Source organism: Microbulbifer variabilis, from assembly GCF_020524905.1.
GTDB lineage: Bacteria > Pseudomonadota > Gammaproteobacteria > Pseudomonadales > Cellvibrionaceae > Microbulbifer > Microbulbifer variabilis_A.
The window spans coordinates 321303-339157 of record NZ_JAIVKI010000002.1 but is presented as its reverse complement, the minus strand read 5'-3'; the positions used below and the strand labels follow the sequence as shown (position 1 = coordinate 339157).

The 17855-nt window shown below is 52.8% G+C and carries 14 protein-coding genes; 1 reads left to right on the top strand and 13 read right to left on the bottom strand.

The features are described from left to right. Positions 1-272: 272 nt before the first annotated feature. From glmS to glmU, 6 genes are all read right to left on the bottom strand, one after another. Positions 273-2102: a glutamine--fructose-6-phosphate transaminase (isomerizing) gene (gene glmS / locus LC073_RS04490; protein WP_226643956.1), complete on the bottom strand. Its 1830-nt coding sequence runs from the start codon at positions 2100-2102 to the stop codon at positions 273-275. Positions 2103-2147: 45 nt separating this feature from the next. Beyond that, positions 2148-2924, bottom strand: coding sequence for a DeoR/GlpR family DNA-binding transcription regulator (locus LC073_RS04485; RefSeq protein ID WP_226643954.1), 777 nt, complete (start codon positions 2922-2924; stop codon positions 2148-2150). A gap of 135 nt (positions 2925-3059) precedes the next feature. After that, a complete protein-coding gene (locus tag LC073_RS04480; protein WP_226643953.1) occupies positions 3060-4328 on the bottom strand; it encodes a dihydrolipoamide acetyltransferase family protein in 1269 nt (422 codons plus the stop codon). After that, positions 4325-5320, bottom strand: coding sequence for an alpha-ketoacid dehydrogenase subunit beta (locus LC073_RS04475; RefSeq protein WP_226643951.1), 996 nt, complete (start codon positions 5318-5320; stop codon positions 4325-4327). The genes LC073_RS04480 and LC073_RS04475 overlap by 4 nt, the downstream gene beginning before the upstream one ends. Beyond that, on the bottom strand, positions 5320-6411 hold the full coding sequence (gene pdhA, locus LC073_RS04470) for a pyruvate dehydrogenase (acetyl-transferring) E1 component subunit alpha (protein ID WP_226643949.1): 1092 nt from the start codon (positions 6409-6411) through the stop codon (positions 5320-5322). Before pdhA ends, LC073_RS04475 begins: the two co-directional genes overlap by 1 nt. A gap of 123 nt (positions 6412-6534) precedes the next feature. After that, a complete protein-coding gene (glmU, locus tag LC073_RS04465) occupies positions 6535-7938 on the bottom strand; it encodes a bifunctional UDP-N-acetylglucosamine diphosphorylase/glucosamine-1-phosphate N-acetyltransferase GlmU (protein WP_226643946.1) in 1404 nt (467 codons plus the stop codon). A 174-nt stretch (positions 7939-8112) separates the two neighbouring features. Between glmU and LC073_RS04460 the strand changes: the two genes are divergently transcribed. Then, positions 8113-11463 (top strand): amidohydrolase family protein, encoded by a 3351-nt coding sequence (locus LC073_RS04460; protein ID WP_226643943.1) that lies wholly within the window; start codon positions 8113-8115, stop codon positions 11461-11463. Positions 11464-11583: 120 nt separating this feature from the next. Here the strand turns inward: LC073_RS04460 and LC073_RS04455 are convergent, their stop codons facing one another. From LC073_RS04455 to atpG, 7 genes are all read right to left on the bottom strand, one after another. Beyond that, entirely contained in the window at positions 11584-12378 is a 795-nt protein-coding gene (locus tag LC073_RS04455; protein WP_226643941.1) for a formate/nitrite transporter family protein, read from the bottom strand. A gap of 264 nt (positions 12379-12642) precedes the next feature. Beyond that, positions 12643-13275 (bottom strand): glutathione S-transferase family protein, encoded by a 633-nt coding sequence (locus LC073_RS04450; protein WP_226643939.1) that lies wholly within the window; start codon positions 13273-13275, stop codon positions 12643-12645. A 164-nt stretch (positions 13276-13439) separates the two neighbouring features. Beyond that, positions 13440-13877, bottom strand: coding sequence for a VOC family protein (locus LC073_RS04445; protein WP_226643937.1), 438 nt, complete (start codon positions 13875-13877; stop codon positions 13440-13442). 22 nt (positions 13878-13899) lie between these two features. Then, positions 13900-14721, bottom strand: a complete 822-nt coding sequence (locus LC073_RS04440) for a hypothetical protein (protein ID WP_226643935.1) — start codon at positions 14719-14721, stop codon at positions 13900-13902. Between the two features lie 347 nt (positions 14722-15068). Next, on the bottom strand, positions 15069-15488 hold the full coding sequence (locus LC073_RS04435) for a F0F1 ATP synthase subunit epsilon (RefSeq protein ID WP_020413901.1): 420 nt from the start codon (positions 15486-15488) through the stop codon (positions 15069-15071). 18 nt (positions 15489-15506) lie between these two features. Then, positions 15507-16910, bottom strand: a complete 1404-nt coding sequence (gene atpD, locus LC073_RS04430) for a F0F1 ATP synthase subunit beta (RefSeq protein WP_226643933.1) — start codon at positions 16908-16910, stop codon at positions 15507-15509. Between the two features lie 59 nt (positions 16911-16969). Beyond that, positions 16970-17830: a F0F1 ATP synthase subunit gamma gene (gene atpG / locus LC073_RS04425; protein WP_226643931.1), complete on the bottom strand. Its 861-nt coding sequence runs from the start codon at positions 17828-17830 to the stop codon at positions 16970-16972. Positions 17831-17855 lie beyond the last annotated feature (25 nt).

The window sequence follows — 17855 nt, the reverse complement described above, 5'->3', positions numbered from 1 at the left end:
GGACATCCAGAGCGGTCAAAAGGGATTTTTAATCTTTGACAAAGCCTTGGACACGCTTTTCTTTTGAAGCCGTTTTATAATGGCAGACTCTAGGAGTTCACTGATTTCTTTAGGGTGGGGGGATAAGAAGGAAAAGAATTTATTCATTTAAAGCATCCAAGCTACGCTTGTTGCATTCAGCATAGCTCAGATTGCTGTAAAAGTATGATGCTTTAATGTTTAGTATGATACTTTATTGTCAATCCACATAAACCATCCATGGCTTTACAGAATTACTCGACCGTAACCGATTTTGCCAGGTTTCTTGGCTGATCCACATCAGTGCCTTTAAAAAGCGCAACGTGATAGCTAAGTAACTGTAAGGGCACAGTGTAAAGGATAGGAGCAAGACTCTTAGGACAATCCGGTACTTCAACCAGAGTAACCCCTTCCTCACTGGAAAAACCGGCTTCGGGATGTGCAAAGACAAACAGCTGGCCACCGCGGGCGCGCACTTCCTGTAAATTAGATTTCAGCTTTTCCAGCAGCTCATCATTGGGGGCCACAACAATCACCGGCATGTCCGCATCCACCAGGGCCAGCGGGCCGTGCTTAAGCTCTCCGGCCGGGTAGGCTTCCGCGTGGATATAGGAGATTTCCTTGAGTTTTAAAGCGCCCTCGAGGGCAATGGGAAACTCGACACCGCGACCCAGGAACAGCGCATGGTTCTTCTCGGCAAAGGCCTCGCTGGTGTGCTGAATCAGCTTATCGAGTTCGGTAAATTCTTCCATCAGCTGCGGCAACTGATGCAAAGCATCTACCAGCTCTGCCTCGCGCTCACTAGGGAGCCCATTGGCCTTGGCCAGGGCAAGACTGAACAGCTGCAGAGCCACCAATTGAGTAGTAAAGGCTTTGGTGGAAGCCACGCCAATTTCAGGTCCCGCCTCCGTCATCAGAGACAGCTCGGATTCACGCACCAGGGAGCTGTTGGGCACATTGCAGATCGTCATAAAACCCAAGTAGCCGAGTTCTTTGGCCTGGCGTAATGCCGCCAGGGTATCCGCGGTCTCACCAGATTGGGAAATAGTCACGAACAAAGTGCCGGGGCGGACAACCGTCTTGCGATAGCGGATTTCGCTGGCCACTTCCACCGAGCAGGGAACGCCCGCCCAGTCTTCCAGCCAATAGCGTGCAACCATGCCCGCATGGTAACTGGTACCACAGGCGACGATCTGCACCTGCTTCACCTTGGGCAATATCTCAAGTGCGCGATTACCCAAAGCTTGAGGTAAGACCGTGTGATCACCAATACGCCCAGCCAGGGTTGCCGCTACGACTTCTGGCTGCTCGAAGATTTCCTTCTGCATGTAGTGGCGATAATGGCCTTTATCGGCCACGTCATGGCCGGAATCGAGCTTATGCACCGGGCGGCTGACTTCTTCACCTTTCTTATCACGGACCGAAATGCCACTGTGGCGCACCTCTGCCACATCACCTTCTTCGAGGAAAATAAAGCGATCGGTCACTTGGCGCAGGGCCATCGGGTCCGAGGCGATAAAGTTTTCCTCAATACCAACACCCAGAACCAAGGGACTGCCATAGCGTGCACAGGCCAGGACCTCTGGCTCTTCGCTGCTGATAACGGCTAGGGCGTAGGCACCCTCCAGCATCTTGGTAGCTTTACTCACCGCATCCACTAAGCCCAGTCCCTCTCCGCTGAGGGAATGGATCAGGTGAACCACCACTTCGGTATCGGTATCCGAAGCGAACTCATAACCCTTGGCCTGCAACTCTTCGCGCAGTGCTTGGTGATTTTCAATAATACCGTTATGCACCAGAGCGATATGTCCGGACATATGGGGATGGGCGTTTGCGTCCGAAGGCACTCCGTGAGTCGCCCAGCGGGTATGGGCAATTCCCTGGTGTCCCCCAGCGGGTTCTGCTTCCAGCTTGGCTTCTAGGTCAGCAACCTTTCCCACACTCTTGCGCAACTGTAACTGGCCATCATCACCGCGTAGACAGACGCCCGCTGAATCATAGCCTCGGTACTCCAGGCGGCGCAGGCCCTCAAGAAGGATACCGGTCACATTGCGCTGGGCTAGTGCCCCAACAATTCCACACATATCTTTCTCCTCGCAATTCCTAAAAATCTTTTGTTTATTCTTTCGCTAACCGCCAACAACAGAGCTTGTGGATGCGCAGATGACCCGCACCCCCAGCTCCTGCAATTGCTGGCGCGCGTGCTCTTCCAGTCCGGAATCCGTCACCAGTACATCGACCTGGCCCCAGGATAGTTCCAAATTAGGGATTCGCCTGCCGACCTTGCTGGACTCCGCTAGCACCACCACTTCCCGTGCAACTTCCGCCATTACCCGGGAAAGACCTATCTGCTCGTTGAAGGTGCAGGTCCCGCGCTCCAGGTCTATGCCATCGGCACCAATAAAAGCTCTGTCGAAGTCGTAATCGCGCAATACCTGCTCTGCTACCTTGCCCTGAAAGGCTTCGAAGTGAGGGTCCCAGGTGCCTCCAGTCATCAACAGGGTTGGTTCGTTCTCCAGCTCCCGTAGGGCGTTTGCCACATGTAGGGAATTGGTCATGACTACCAGACCCCGCTTGCATTCCAGCTCGGGAATCATCGCTGCAGTGGTACGGCCATAGTCGATGACTATTCGATGATGATCTGGGATCAGGGCTGCAGCGGCGCGACTAATAGCGCGTTTAACTTCCGATGGACCTTCCTCCACCACCAACTCTTGCGGTACCGGTATGGCACCACCGCGGCGGCGCAACAGCAGACCGTGGTTTTCCATCGCAGTGAGATCCTTTCGAATCGTAACTTCTGAAGTTTCGAAACGTCGTGCCAATTCTTCGACACTCGCCTCCCCGGTCTCATTCAAAAGACTCAGAATGCCATGGCGGCGCTGTTGTGTATTACGTTTCGACATAACCAATTAACTTTCGTTTCGAAACTTAAAGATAGCAAAATGAAAGATAATTTCCCACAATGATTTCAGAAAAATAAAGGCCCTGCGGCCAAGCAGGATACGACCAAGATAGCTATTGCGAGCTCTTAAACGGTCTTAAGCTGAAAGGGCAGATAGCATCGCCTTGAGAAAACGTGCCAACTCACCGCCGGTTACCGCGCGGTGATCCGCACTGATGGAGAGAGGCAGTAGGGGCCGCATCGCCGGCCAGCGGTCTATCACCACGACGCCCTGGCAAACCCTGCCAGCACCGACAATTGCCACTGTTGGCGGCAGCACGACCGGTGTCGCATAGCGACCGGCGATAGTGCCAAAATTGGATAAGAGAATGGTTGCACCCTGTAGGTCACTCTGGGCAATGCCAGTTTCCCGGGCCTGGTGTTTAAAATCGGCCACTTGGGCCATTAAGGATTTATCCGACCGGGCGGCCACATCTTTCAGAACTGGAACATACAGGCCGCGAGGAGAATCCACCGCCAATCCGATATTGACCGACTTCTGAGGCGTCAGCTGATCATCCTGGAAAAAAGCGTTAAGGGTAGGCTCCGAAATACAGGCAGACTGCACAGCGCGAATTAATTTCAACAGCGCCGGGGCGCTGCCCCACCAACTGGAAATATCTGCATCGTCACACAGGGTAATCTGTGCAACCTGATCCCGGGCACGGCACATGGATATGCCCATGGCACGCCGTGCCGGTGTCATAATCTCCCCCGGCTCTTGGGTTGTTGCTAATTCCTTCAACGGCCCTGAAGACCGTATTTGCTGCGCTTGCTCAGGAGTTTTTTCCACAGCGCTAAATTTAGCCTCCGCAGCAGCGCGTACCTGTGCCGCAGTGACCAAATTTCCATCCGTAGAGAGTTTTTCCAACTCCACTCCCAGGCGCCGAGCCAGGGCGCGAACCGAGGGCGTTGCCAGCCGTTTGGGGGCCTCGCTGAAATCCTGTTCAACGTCGAGGACATCCTCTCCCTGCTCCAACTTGCCCACGACAGTCCCACTATCGGCCCACGCCCGATTAGGTGCCGACGCGCCGCACACTTTTTCCTCTTCTGGTTCTGCCGCAATGACGGCCTCTCTGGGAGAAGTAGCTTCAGCAGGCACCTCTGATTGCGAGGCCTCTTGCGTACTGCCTTCAGCGGCAAAGCCCACAAGGGGTTCGCCCACATTGACGGTTTGATCCGGCTGCGCGAAGAGTTTTTCAATCTTACCCCCCCAAGGAGCGGGCACTTCCACTAGCGCTTTGGCAGTTTCGACAGTTACGAGACTCTCGTGGGCGGCAATTTCATCTCCCTCGTGTACATGCCACTCCCGCACTACCGCATCGGGCAGGCCCTCACCGAGATCCGGTAAAGTGAAAATTTTCATGCCACCCCTCCACTGGCGTATTCGAGTACCTCGCGCACCGCCGTCATAATCCGCGGCACACCGGGTAGGTAGGCCCCCTCAAGCTGAAAGTAGGGCATCACCGTATCGAAGCCCGTTACTCTCTGCACCGGGGCGTGCAGCAGGTCGAAGGCGTATTCATTGATCTGCGAGGCCACTTCCGCACCCAGGCCACAAAAGCGTGCAGCTTCATGTATCAAGACACAGCGATGGGTTTTTTCCAGAGAATCGATAATGGTGTGGATATCCAGGGGTTTGAGGGTAGCGAGGTCTATCACTTCGGCCTCGATACCTTCCGTGGCTAACTCCTCGGCAACCTGTAGGGCTTCCTTCAGAGAGGCCCCCCAGGCGATCAGGGTGATATCGCTGCCCTCACGCAGGACGAAAGCTCGGTCCAGAGGAAGTGCCTCGCCACTGTCGACAACCTCCTGACGCACCGCACGGTAGATCCGCTTGGGTTCGAGGAAGACAACCGGATCGGGATCGCGAATCGCTGCCAGCAACAGGCCGTAGGCCCGCGCCGGAGAGGAGGGCACCACTAGACGCAAACCGGGGATGTGGGCGAACAGTGCCTCGGTGCTCTCAGAGTGGTGTTCCGGCGCATGGATACCACCGCCATAAGGTGCCCGATAGACAACAGGGCAGGACAGCCGCCCCCGGGTTCTGTTGCGGTAGCGCGCGGCATGGCTGAGGATTTGATCGAGGGCGGGGTAGATAAAACCCATAAACTGGAACTCTGCCACTGGTCGCAGTCCCTGTGTGGCCATACCGACAGCAATTCCAGCGATCATATTTTCTGCCAACGGTGTATCCAGTACCCGTTCACGGCCAAAACGCGCTTGCAGACCATCGGTAGCGCGAAAGACGCCGCCATTTAACCCGACATCCTCACCGAAGACGATTACCTTGGGATCTCTTTGCATTTCAAAGGCGAGGGCCTGGGTAATCGCTTCCACCAGGGTGATTTGCGCCATCAGCTGTCCCCCTGCAATTGCTGGTATTGCTCGATGAAGGCCTCGGGCAATGTTTCATAGAGATGCTCAAAAATAGCCGTGGGCGTATCCCGGGGCGTTTGCCGATACACGCGAACGGCCTCCTCCAGGATCTCTCTTAACTCCCGCTGCAATTCCTCTTCCTGTGCATCTCCCCAGATTCCCAGCCCTTCCAAATAGGTTCTCAACCGCCTCAGCGGCTCTTTGCTCCAAGCCTCCTTGAGCCCTTCCTGTGGTTGGTAGCGGCTGGCGTCATCGGCTGTGGTGTGATCACACAGGCGATAAGTTACCGCCTCAATCAGCGAGGGGCCGCCGCCGGCATGGGCCTGCTGCAACGCTTCTAAAACGGCTTGGTAAACAGCGATCACGTCATTGCCATCCACCTGCAAGCTGGGAATTCCTGCGGCAATCGCTTTCTGTGCAAGGGTTTTGCAAGCGGTTTGCCCGGAGCGGGGCAGGGAAATCGCCCACTGGTTGTTGTTGATCACTACCACCAACGGTAACTTCCAATCCCCCGCCAGGTTGATAGCCTCATAAAAATCTCCCTTGGAGGTGGCGCCGTCGCCGCCACTGGTAACCGCAGCGCGAATGGGCTCGCCCAATTGCTCGTGTTTATATTTGAGGGCAAAGGCAACACCGGCGCCATGCAGCATCTGTGTCGCTATCGGTACGCTTAGCGGCAGGTCTTCGCGCGCATGGCGATAGTTCTGGCCGCGTTCATCTCCCCCCCAAATAGCGTAGATTTCCTCTATGCGCACACCGCGTTCCAAAAGGGCGCCGGTTTCCCGGTAGTTGGGGCAGTAAATATCTTCTTTTGCCATGGCGGCACCTACTCCCACACCAATGGCTTCCTGTCCGAGGCTGGATGGGTAGGTACCGAGCTGACCGGTACGCTGCATCTTCACCGCGCGATCATCCACCATACGTGCCAGGGTCATCTGCCGGTATAGGGCAACCAGTGTATCCGGGGTGGCGAAGTCGGGCAGCGCCTGAGTGGTTTGCCCTGACTCATCCAGATACTGTAAAGAGGCGATATCGAAGCTGGCGAGCAGCTGCATTCTGGGCTTATGCATCGGGCCATTCCTTTTGTTCCCGAAGCGCAAGTTTAATGGAAAGGAGCTATCCCACCGGGTGGGAGGTGTGAAATCCCGCCGGAATTCGTTTTTCCAGCGGGTTCAATATAGGAATGGTAAAACCTAATTTCCCTTTATCGGGCGTTGCCAGCCGGTGATATTGCGCTGCTTGCCCCGCGCCACGGCCAGCTCCTCACTACCCACTTCCCGGGTGATGGTGGAACCCGCCCCGACCGTGGCTCCGCTGCCAACTTTCACCGGGGCCACCAGGGCCGTGTTGGAACCAATAAAAGCGCCGTCGCCAATTTCAGTGAGAGACTTATTCACACCATCGTAATTACAGGTGATAGTGCCGGCCCCGATATTCACAGACTCACCCAAGACCGAATCTCCCACATAAGAAAGGTGGTTGATCTTGCTACCGGCCCCCACTTTGGCCTTTTTGGTTTCGACAAAATTACCCACCTTGGCCCCATTAGCCAGCTCAGTACCAGGGCGCAGGCGGGCGAAGGGTCCTATAGTGCAGGCTTCACCTACATCGGCACCCTCGATGACCGAATTGGCCTCCACACGAGTGCCATCCGCCAAGCGGCAGTCTTTCAGCAGGCAATTGGGGCCAACCTGTACTCCCTTACCCAGAGAGACCTTCCCTTCGAAGATACAGTTGATATCAATAGAGACATCGGTATCGCATTCGAGGCTGCCACGGATGTCGATTCTGGCCGGATCGAGCAGGGTAACTCCGGCATTCATCAATGCCACTGCACGGGTGTGTTGCAGGGCTCGCTCCATTTGCGCCTGCTGGGCACGACTGTTCACGCCAGCCACCTCCAGCGTGTCTCTGGCGCGTTCGCCCGTCACCGCAATACCCTCACTGACCGAACGGGCGATGACATCGGTCAGGTAGTATTCGCCCTGAGCATTGTCACAAGACAGCTCCGGCAACCAACGCGCCAGTAAATCTGCCGGCGCTGCCAGGATACCGGTGTTCACCTCGCGGATAGCCCGTGTATCGGCATCGGCATCCTTTTCTTCGACAATCGCCTGCACACGACCACTATCATCGCGCACTATGCGCCCATAGCCTGCCGGGTTGGCCATTTCTACTGAGAGTAGGGCGGGGCCATGATCCGCTGCCGACAGCAGGGACTGTAAAGTGCCCACCCTGACCAACGGCACATCCCCGTAGAGCACCAACACAGTGGATTCCTCACGGAACTGGGGAATCGCCTGCGCCACCGCATGACCTGTACCTAGTTGTTCCGTCTGCTCAACAAACTTCACACCGCTGTCGGCAAAACGCTCCCGCACTTGATCTGCACCGTGACCGATGACTACGGTAATTTCGACGCCCTGCAACTGCCGCGCTGTCTCAATCACGTGCCCCAACATGGGAATTCCGCCAATCGGGTGCAGCACTTTGGGCAGGTCAGATCGCATACGGGAGCCTTTGCCCGCGGCTAAAATCACAACGTCGATAGTCATATTGGTGTTAAGTCCCACTAAATTTCTAAAAATTGGCAGCATTGTGGCCACTCGCCCCGACTAACTCAACCCGAGGTGACAGCTTGTCGCCCAGCTCATCGCGATTGCCGCCGGACCGCGATACCGGTAATTTAACCCCCCTGAAAATCAGTACATTACCCACTACAACAGAACAGTAAGAGCCAGCGCAGAAGAATGCGGTGGGGGGATTTGCCCATGAATAAGATCGATCAAAAAAAACCACTCCGCACTCTATTGGCACTGGCAGCTCTGGCGCTGTCCCTGCCTGCAGGAGTATTAGCGGTGACAGAGGAAGTCTCAAAAGGACAGGAAGCGCAGGAAGAAAAGCAGAAAGAGCAGTCCTGGGATATCAACAGGCCGCCCTACGAATTCAAGCCGATCCAGCTGGACACCCACGAGACCACCTGGAGCAACCTGGACATCAGCCCGGACGGTAAAACCATCCTGTTCGATATGCTTGGCGATATCTACACGGTGCCTGTCGCTGGCGGTGAGGCGGTAGCCCTGACCAATGAAATCGCATGGAACATGCAGCCGCGCTTTAGCCCAGATGGCAAGACTATCGTATTTATCAGCGACCGCGATGGCGCCGACAATATCTGGCTGATGGATCGCAATGGCAGCAACCTTCGCCAGCTCACTACCGAAAAGGAGAACCTGCTGCACTCACCCAGTTGGAGCCCCGATGGCCAATATCTGGTGGCACGCAAAGGCTTTATGTCCGAGCGCAGCATTCCCGCTGGGGAAATCTGGATGTACCACTACGGTGGAGGTGAAGGGCGACAACTGAAAGAGCGCATCGGTGGCGATATCGCCCAGAAAAATATTGGAGACCCGGCTTTCTCACCGGATGGACGCTACGTCTACTACTCCATCGATACCACTCCAGGTACAGTTTGGGAATACAACAAAAACTCTACCCAGGAGATTTTTGCGATCAATCGCTACGACTTGCAGGACGGTGAAGAGGAGATCTTTATCTCCGGTCCCGGCGGTGCAATCGCTCCGGTACCCTCACCAGATGGCAGCAAACTTGCCTTTATCCGCCGTCAGGACAATCGGACCTCTCTGTTCCTGAAAGACCTGGAAACCGGCCTTGAAATACCTGTCTATGCCGGCCTTGAACGCGACTTGCAAGAAATATTCGGCCCGCACGGGAACTATGTGCAATACGACTGGATGCCCGATGGCGAATCACTGATCGTATGGACCGGCGGCAAATTTCTGCGCATCTCAATAAATGGTGACAGCGTCGCGCCAATTGAAGCCCATGTGCAGGTCGAGAAACAGGTCGCCGATGCGGTGCGCTTCCCGGTGGAGGTGGCCCCGGAAACCTTCGATGTGAAGATGATTCGCTGGGCGCAAAAATCTCCCAACGGCAAGCAGGTCGCTTTCCAGGCTTTGGGTAAGATTTATATTCAGGATATCGATAGCGGTGAGCGCCGCCGCCTGACCCGTCAAAATGACCACTTTGAATTCTACCCCAGCTGGTCCCGAGACGGTCGCAAAATCACCTACGTCACTTGGGATGACCAAAAACTAGGCCATGTACGCGTGGTTTCCGCCCGCAACGGTCACGGCAAGAACATTACCAAACAGCCCGGCCTATACGTTGAACCTGGTTTCTCTCCCAGCGGCAACATGGTGGCTTACCGCCGCTTTACCGGCGGCTATCTACTGAGCCCCGAGTACTCCCTAGAGCCGGGTATCTACTTGGCAGACGCCGACGGCGACTGGCAGCGCCGGGTAGTAAAGTCCGGTTATGAGCCTCACTTTGGTGCCAGTGAAGATCGCCTCTATTTCTCCGAGTACCAATACGCTGACGGCGGCAAGCGTGTGCTAAAGAGTACAAATCTCCAAGGGAAAGACGAACGCGAGCATTTGTACGGCGCCGAGATCACCTCCTTTCGCTTATCCCCCGACGGCAAATGGGTCGCCTTTACCCAGGACTTCAAAGCCTTTGTCGCTCCGTTTATGCACACCGGCAAGTCTGAGGTTATCGGCCCCGATAGCAAGGCGGTTAAAGTCACCCAGGTGTCTAAGCGCGCCGGTGAATATCTACATTGGTCCGCCGATAGCAACACCCTGGGCTGGGCTCACGGACCCAAGCTGTTCGAGCGCGATTTGAAAGATGCCTTTAGCTTTGTCGCCGGTGCCCCAGAGGAACTGCCAGAACCCGTTTCCGAAGGTATTAACCTGAGCTTTGAGCAGGCTTTTGACAATCGCGCTGGCCTCGTCGCCCTGACCGGCGGTAAGGTGGTCACCATGCGCGATGCGGAGAACACCCACGAAATTATCGATGATGGCGTTGTACTGTTTCGAGGTAACCGCATTATCGCCGTGGGCACCGCTGCGGAAGTGAAAATTCCCCCTGAGGCGAAGCGCATCGACGTAACCGGAAAAACCGTGCTACCGGGATTGATTGACGCCCATGCTCATGGCGCCCAGGGGCGCGAAGAGATTATTCCGCAGCAGAATTGGAACCTTTTCTCCAGCCTGGCATTTGGGGTAACCACGATTCACGACCCCTCCAATGACAGCAGCGAGATCTTCTCCGCCGCAGAAATGCAAAAGGCAGGCCTGATTACCGGACCGCGTATCTTCTCTACTGGCACCATTCTTTACGGTGCTAAAGGTCCGGGCTACAAAGCTAAGATCAACTCCCTGGAAGATGCCCAATTCCACGTAAACCGTCTCAAGGAAATGGGTGCCATCTCGGTGAAAAGCTACAACCAGCCCCGCCGCGACCAACGCCAACAGGTACTGCAGGCAGCCCGCGAAGCCGGCATCATGGTAGTGCCCGAAGGCGGCGGTAAGTATCAACACAATATGAATATGATTGTGGATGGTCACACCGGCATCGAGCACTCCCTACCAATTGCCAATGTCTACAGTGATGTGGAGCAGCTGTGGAGCCAAACTCAGGTTGGTTATACACCGACCTTCGTAGTGGCCTATGGCGGCCTCTGGGGTGAAGAGTACTGGTATGACCGCACCGAGGTATGGAAAAACGAGCGACTGACCCGCTTTACCCCGGACTTTATCGTTAACCCTCGTTCTATCCGCCGCCCCACTGCGCCGGATGCCCACTACAACCACTTTAATGTTGCACGCCAGGCCAAGCAGCTGCGCGACGAGGGCGTCACCATACATATCGGCGCCCACGGCCAGCGTGAAGGCCTAGGTGCGCATTGGGAGCTGTGGATGATGGAGCAGGGCGGCTTTACACCCTGGGAGGCCTTCCGCGCAGGCACCATTGACGGTGCGCGCTACCTGGGCATGGACGGCGATGTCGGTAGCATCGAAGCGGGTAAACTGGCTGACCTGATCGTGATCGACGGTAACCCCCTGGACAACCTGCGCCTGTCGGAGAACATTACCTATACGGTGATCAACGGCCGAGTGTTTGAGGCGGAAACCATGAACGAAATGGGTGCTGGCGAACGTCTGGCATTCTTCCACGAGCGCCTCCCTATCAGCGCCATGCCCGCACCAACTGCGGAAGCACTGCAGGAGAAAATGGAGCGCCACCACTGGGTACACTAATAACCAGGTTGTGTCCCTAGCCCATAGCCCGGCAGTAACTGCCGGGCGCTATTTGCACTAGCCTTAGGAATAAGGCCTCTGGGTGCCCATACAGCTTCAATTAGGAGATACACATATCAATCAAGGCAAATTATTGGTGATATAGCCATACTTCAACAGCCCTACAAACACCGCTCCACCAAAGGTATTACCCAAAGTGGCAATGAGTTGAAAGCGCAGCAGCTCTATCAAATCAACAACTCCTGCTCCACCTATCCAGGCACTAAAGATGGCTACGGCTCCCGCAATACAATGCGGCAAGCTTCCCAGGCCAATAACAAAGGTCACTATGGCAATAACAGTTATTCGGCCAATCGTATCCGTACTGGATGAGACCAACCAACCGAGCAATCCCATCAGCCACCCGGCCAGAATCGCCCCTAGAAACAGCGCAACATTACTTTCATCAATGAGCTTCTGCCCATAATAATCAAACCCCGCCTGAATAATGTTTTGGCTGACCAAGGCATAACTCACCAGCATAAGTGCAAATACAAAAGCACCAATCATATTGCCCAGATAAATTAATCCCCAAATACGCCCTAAATCCCGTAACCGCTGTCTTCTATCCACAACAGGAAGAATTGCAAGAGTCGTATGCTCAGTAAAAAGATCTGTTCGACCGATAATGACTAGGATGAAACCAACGGGATAGCTCAATGACAACACAAGGTGCAACGCTGGTTTTCCCAATTCCTGATGAAAACAACTAAACAACGCCATCATCAGGAAAAAACTGAAGCCTATCTCCAATCCTGCGGCAACAGATGACAATAATAAAGAGCGACTCTGGCGCTCATATTCATGCAGGCTGGCATCCATTTGCTCACGCAAGACGGCCCGCTCACTCTTGGGTTTGTCGCTATCAATACTCATTCAGTAAGAAGAATTAGAAATATAATCATCATATCGTGGAAAGAAACGTCTTATAGATAGAGTAGCTGTTTTGAAATTAAGGGAGGTCACGGACTAAAGCGAATGAGGGATTGAAATAAGCATGAATAAATTCAACGTGAATGGTAAATAGTCACAGATAGATAATGATGCACTTGTACGTCAAACAAGTATCTTCGGATTTAAAACTCAAGATCAAAAAACCCCGGTAAACGGGGCTTTTAATATTGACTAGAGATATTTCAGCTAGGCCTCACCAACCTCTTCCAACAGTGCTTGATCAAGAACATGAGCACGCTGAAAAGCCTCGCGCTTAGACAAGCGCTCAACATACTCCTGAAACTCTTTTCGCTTCTCAATGGTGCCAAACTGCATGCCCCAAGCAAGTTGGGAGCCAATATATACATCCGCCGCTGTAAACCGATCACCCAAAATATAGTCATTGGCTTTTATCAATTCAGAGAGAGTATCCAGTGCCAATTGGTAAGTTCCGTAACCGAGCATCTGCTGCTTGTCTGCACTAGCATCCTCTCCAAAGATATGCTTGTTCACAACGGCCGACTCCAGGGGCCCAGATGCAAAGAACATCCAACGGTAGTAGCTGGCTTTCTCATCATCATTCTTTGGGGCCAGTTCAGCATTGCCAAAAACTTCTGCCAGGTAAACACAAATAGCCGCCGCTTCTGTAATGATTCTCTCACCGTGAATCAGAGTTGGCACCTTACCCATTGGATTAATTGCCAAGTATTTGGGCGTTTTCATGGATTCACCGTACTCAAGTACCTCTGTGCGATACGATAAACCTAGCTCTTCCAGCATCCAGCGCACTATGCATCCACGTGACTGGGGGTTAGTGTAAAAAATAAGATTATTAGACATGATTTTCTCCCTGAGAATAGGAGGTCACAGTTTATGAGACTATTATTTTTTTTCGAGAGTTTTTTGTGCCACTGAAAGATTAGTTACTGTTTAATCCAGCTAAATAAGGAAAACATCGAAGATTGTCACAAATACTAAAAAATAGTACTAACCCTATTTCAAATCTATGAAAGCCATTCAGCCAGCTCCACGGTGATATATTCCGGACCCTCAATATAAACCAACTTCCTATGTAAGTACTCTAAGATGTCACTACGAATCCGAACACCATTTTTTTTTAAGTGATCCACTGCCAACTCAATGTTTTCCACCCTGAAACAAAGATGGTTGTACCCAGGACGCGCCAGATTCAATATTTTACTATCCGAAAATATCTTTGGATTTCTAAAGTGTAGTAGTTGAATTTCAAATCTTGGTTCAGCCCCACTTAAAACCATCGTTAAGTGATCAGCTTCTACATCGGGTACATCCATATATTTAGCAACTTCTTCCCCAGAAATAACATCGGTTATTTTTAATTCAAAACCTAGCAATTCAAAAAACTTCCTGCTTTCCTCTAGTTCCGTAACCGCGACTGTGACATGGTCTGGATTTTTTACCATCGGAAATAACTCCCGCAATTAATCACCGGTCTCTAGATATTGCTCTACCAATTTTCTCATACTCACTTCTCAATAATGGTATATTCTCAACTCCAACGTAATTTTTTGAATTTTCCACAAACCCTTTCCAATGGAAGGGAAAAATCACTTCCACCTTAGAGTTTGAAACTGCAAAATTGTAGGCCTGTCGGGCTCTTAACAAAAGCTCTGTTTCCGATAAAACCCCGTAATCTTTATTTGTTGTTTTAAATCCCCGAGGAATTAAATAATACTTAGCATCCATGTGCTGAGTTTTTCTCATTAATTTTTTAACAATCTTATCTTGGAAGTCCACTTCGTAATAATAATCAACTCCAAATAAATTGAAGTTTTCCGGCACAATCAACTGAAATCTCGCTTGGTTCACTGTATTATGTGTGAATGTGATTGCCAGCTTTGCCGAAGGAAAATCTTGCCGGATAAGCTCACCAATTTCTTCAAGATAGGCTTTCAACTCTTTATCAGGTAGTAAAGATCTCTGGAACGGCTCATCGAGGGGGTCAAAGGCGTAAATAATATCTTTGAAAGGGATTAATTCTTGCTTAGCTTTTTCCCAGTGTTCTCGATAATCCTCTTGTTTATTCTTACCAAAGTCCTTAAAAAAAATAGGGGCCAGTGCCACCCAGATTTTTAATCCATGCCTCCTGGCAGTTTCCATTAAGGCTTTATCGAAATACCAAACGTCTACAAATGTAGAGAATTTTGCGACTTCAGGTATATCATCTTCCTCCCAACCCGAGTGATAAAAACCAAATTCTTTTAGATGACTCGGCACATAATTCTTTTGGGGAACAATTCCTGTCACAAAAATGTTTCCTGGAATAATTATGGGCTTGGTCTCTCTGAGATATTCAGCAGGAGTGTGATAGGCATAGGGCTGGGAGTGGCTATCCATTGACCAGGACAGCACTAAACACATCAGAAAAGCTGCAGATTTTAGAAAAGAGGCCTGATACAACCTTGTAAAAAACATAAATCAGCGTCATTTTAAATTGATGGAATACATTTAGCTTGATCAGCCAACATCCAGTATAGAAAGACGCGGAGATGAGATAGGGAGATTGTGGAAAACAGCTTATTCAGGACATAAAAAAAGCAGCCGAAGCTGCTCTTTTGTCGCCAAAAACAGGCCTCACAAATTGTAAGAACTGTTTACTTGCCGGCCGCCTTGCGAATTGCCTGCAGGGTGCGCAGGCGCGCCTCGGCTTCAGCCAGCTGGGCTGAGATACGCGCATAGTCGACTTCAGAGGGCGCTTTATGCAGGGCGTGTTCCGCTTCTTCGCGGGCCTTCTGCGCAGCTTCCTCATCAATTTCACGCTCGGCTACATCCGCGAGGATGGTAACCATATTCGGCTGAACTTCGGCGTAGCCACCGCTGACGAACAGTACTTCCTCTTCACCACCGGGCTTGATGATGCGTACCGGACCGGGCTTCAGGGCTGTTAGCAGTTGTGCGTGGCCGTAGGAGAGACCCAGCTCACCTTCGATACCACTCACAATCACCATCTGCACCAGTCCGGAGAAGAGAGACTGCTCGGCGCTGACAATGTCACAATGTACTGTCATGGCCATAGTATATGCCTCTCTGGCTTAGCCTTTGCTCTTATTGGCTTTTTCCACGGCTTCGTCGATGGTTCCCACCATGTAGAAGGCCTGTTCAGGCATGTGGTCATATTCACCGTTCAGGATGCCCTGGAAGCCACGAATGGTTTCTTTCAGGGAAACGTATTTGCCTGGTGCGCCAGTGAAAATTTCCGCAACGTGGAAAGGCTGGGACAGGAAACGCTCGATCTTACGGGCGCGGGCTACGGTCTGCTTGTCTTCTTCAGACAGTTCGTCCATACCCAGGATCGCGATGATGTCCTTCAGCTCTTTGTAGCGCTGCAGCACGGACTGTACGCCACGAGCCACTTCGTAGTGTTCCTGACCGATTACCTGCGGGTCCAGCTGACGGGAGGTGGAGTCCAGCGGGTCAACAGCCGGGTAGATACCTTTAGCGGCGATGTCACGGCTCAGTACTACGGTGGAGTCCAAGTGCGCGAAGGTGGTCGCCGGAGACGGGTCAGTCAAGTCATCCGCCGGTACGTATACCGCCTGGATGGAGGTGATAGAACCGGTCTTGGTGGAGGTAATACGCTCCTGCAGAACGCCCATCTCTTCCGCCAGGGTCGGCTGGTAACCTACCGCGGAAGGCATACGACCCAGCAGTGCGGATACTTCGGTACCAGCCAGGGTGTAGCGGTAGATGTTGTCGACGAACAACAGTACATCTTTGCCTTCATCACGGAATTTTTCCGCCATGGTCAGGCCGGTCAGGGCTACGCGCAGACGGTTGCCGGGCGGCTCATTCATCTGGCCGTAAACCATTGCCACTTTGGAGTTGGCTTTGTTTTCCAGGTCAACAACACCGGATTCCGCCATCTCGTAGTAGAAGTCGTTACCTTCACGGGTACGCTCACCAACACCGGCGAACACAGACAGACCGGAGTGCTCGGTAGCGATGTTGTTGATCAGTTCCATCATGTTTACGGTTTTACCAACACCGGCACCACCGAACAGACCAACCTTGCCACCCTTGGCAAACGGGCAAACCAGGTCGATTACCTTAATGCCGGTTTCCAGCAGTTCGGTGGAGCTGGACTGCTCTTCGTAGGTCGGCGCGGCGCGGTGGATAGAGGCACGCTCTTTCTCACCGATAGGGCCACACTCGTCAATCGGGTTACCGAGCACGTCCATGATACGGCCGAGGGTTTCCAGGCCAACCGGTACAGAAACCGGAGCACCGGTATTGCGCACGGGCAGACCGCGGCTGATACCTTCAGATGAACCCATGGCAATAGCGCGTACCACGCCGTCACCCAACTGCTGCTGCACTTCCATGGTGAGGTTCTTACCCTCAACCACCAGTGCGTCGTATACATTCGGAACAGAATCGCGTGGGAATTCCACGTCGATGACCGCTCCGATCACTTGCACAATTTGCCCGTTACTCATTTCCGGATCCTCAGCTTTAAATTCTTTCTAGGCTGACCATTACTAATATGGGCAGCGGATTAAACCGCCGCCGCACCGCCGACAATTTCGGACAGTTCCTGGGTAATGGCCGCCTGGCGCGCCTTGTTGTAGACAAGCTGCAACTGATCGATCAGCTCACCGGCGTTATCGGTGGCGCTCTTCATCGCGATCATACGCGCTGCCTGCTCACAGGCTTTGTTTTCAACTACTGCCTGGTACACCTGGGACTCGATATAGCGAGCCAGCAATCCATCCAGCAATTCAACCGGATCCGGCTCGTAGAGGTAGTCCCACTCGTGCATGAGTTTTTCATCTTCGTCTTTCGGCAACGGCAGCAATTGCTCGACCCGCGGCTTCTGCGACATGGTGTTGATAAACTCGTTGGATACCAGGAACAGGCGATCGATATCGCCTTCTGCGTAACGGTCCAGCATTACTTTTACTGAGCCAATCAGCCTGTTGGCCTGAGGCGCATCGCCCAGGTCTCGAACTGCTGCAACGACTTTACTGCCGATGGCATTAAAGAAGCTGGCCGCCTTGTTACCTACCGCGCAGACTTCTACGTCTACGCCTTTTTTGGACCACGCCTGCATTTCGCGAATGGCTGCTTTGAACATATTGATGTTCAGGCCACCACAGAGTCCGCGATCAGTGGATACCAAAATAAAACCGACCCGTTTGGCCTCGCGCTCCTGCAGGTAAATATGCTGGTACTCGGCCGAAGCGTTGGCGACGTGACCGATCACTGCGCGAATGCGCTGGGCGTAGGGGCGCCCCAGTGCCATGCGATCTTGAGCCCTGCGCATCTTACTGGCTGCAACCATTTCCATTGCGGCAGTAATTTTCTGAGTGCTCTTAATGCTGGCAATTTTTGTGCGTATTTCTTTTCCGCCTGCCATAGTGATTACCTTGTTCGCTGGAAGT

Excerpts from the sequence above, each read along its gene's own strand:
- LC073_RS04485 (WP_226643954.1), bottom strand. The coding sequence starts at position 2,924 with ATGTCGAAACGTAATACACAACAGCGCCGCCATGGCATTCTGAGTCTT.
- glmU (WP_226643946.1), bottom strand. The coding sequence starts at position 7,938 with ATGCTGCCAATTTTTAGAAATTTAGTGGGACTTAACACCAATATGACT.
- LC073_RS04455 (WP_226643941.1), bottom strand. The coding sequence starts at position 12,378 with ATGAGTATTGATAGCGACAAACCCAAGAGTGAGCGGGCCGTCTTGCGT.
- LC073_RS04435 (WP_020413901.1), bottom strand. The coding sequence starts at position 15,488 with ATGGCCATGACAGTACATTGTGACATTGTCAGCGCCGAGCAGTCTCTC.
- LC073_RS04475 (WP_226643951.1), bottom strand. The coding sequence starts at position 5,320 with ATGGCGCAAATCACCCTGGTGGAAGCGATTACCCAGGCCCTCGCCTTT.
- LC073_RS04450 (WP_226643939.1), bottom strand. The coding sequence starts at position 13,275 with ATGTCTAATAATCTTATTTTTTACACTAACCCCCAGTCACGTGGATGC.
- LC073_RS04480 (WP_226643953.1), bottom strand. The coding sequence starts at position 4,328 with ATGAAAATTTTCACTTTACCGGATCTCGGTGAGGGCCTGCCCGATGCG.
- pdhA (WP_226643949.1), bottom strand. The coding sequence starts at position 6,411 with ATGCATAAGCCCAGAATGCAGCTGCTCGCCAGCTTCGATATCGCCTCT.
- glmS (WP_226643956.1), bottom strand. The coding sequence starts at position 2,102 with ATGTGTGGAATTGTTGGGGCACTAGCCCAGCGCAATGTGACCGGTATC.
- atpD (WP_226643933.1), bottom strand. The coding sequence starts at position 16,910 with ATGAGTAACGGGCAAATTGTGCAAGTGATCGGAGCGGTCATCGACGTG.
- LC073_RS04460 (WP_226643943.1), top strand. The coding sequence starts at position 8,113 with ATGAATAAGATCGATCAAAAAAAACCACTCCGCACTCTATTGGCACTG.
- LC073_RS04445 (WP_226643937.1), bottom strand. The coding sequence starts at position 13,877 with ATGGTAAAAAATCCAGACCATGTCACAGTCGCGGTTACGGAACTAGAG.
- atpG (WP_226643931.1), bottom strand. The coding sequence starts at position 17,830 with ATGGCAGGCGGAAAAGAAATACGCACAAAAATTGCCAGCATTAAGAGC.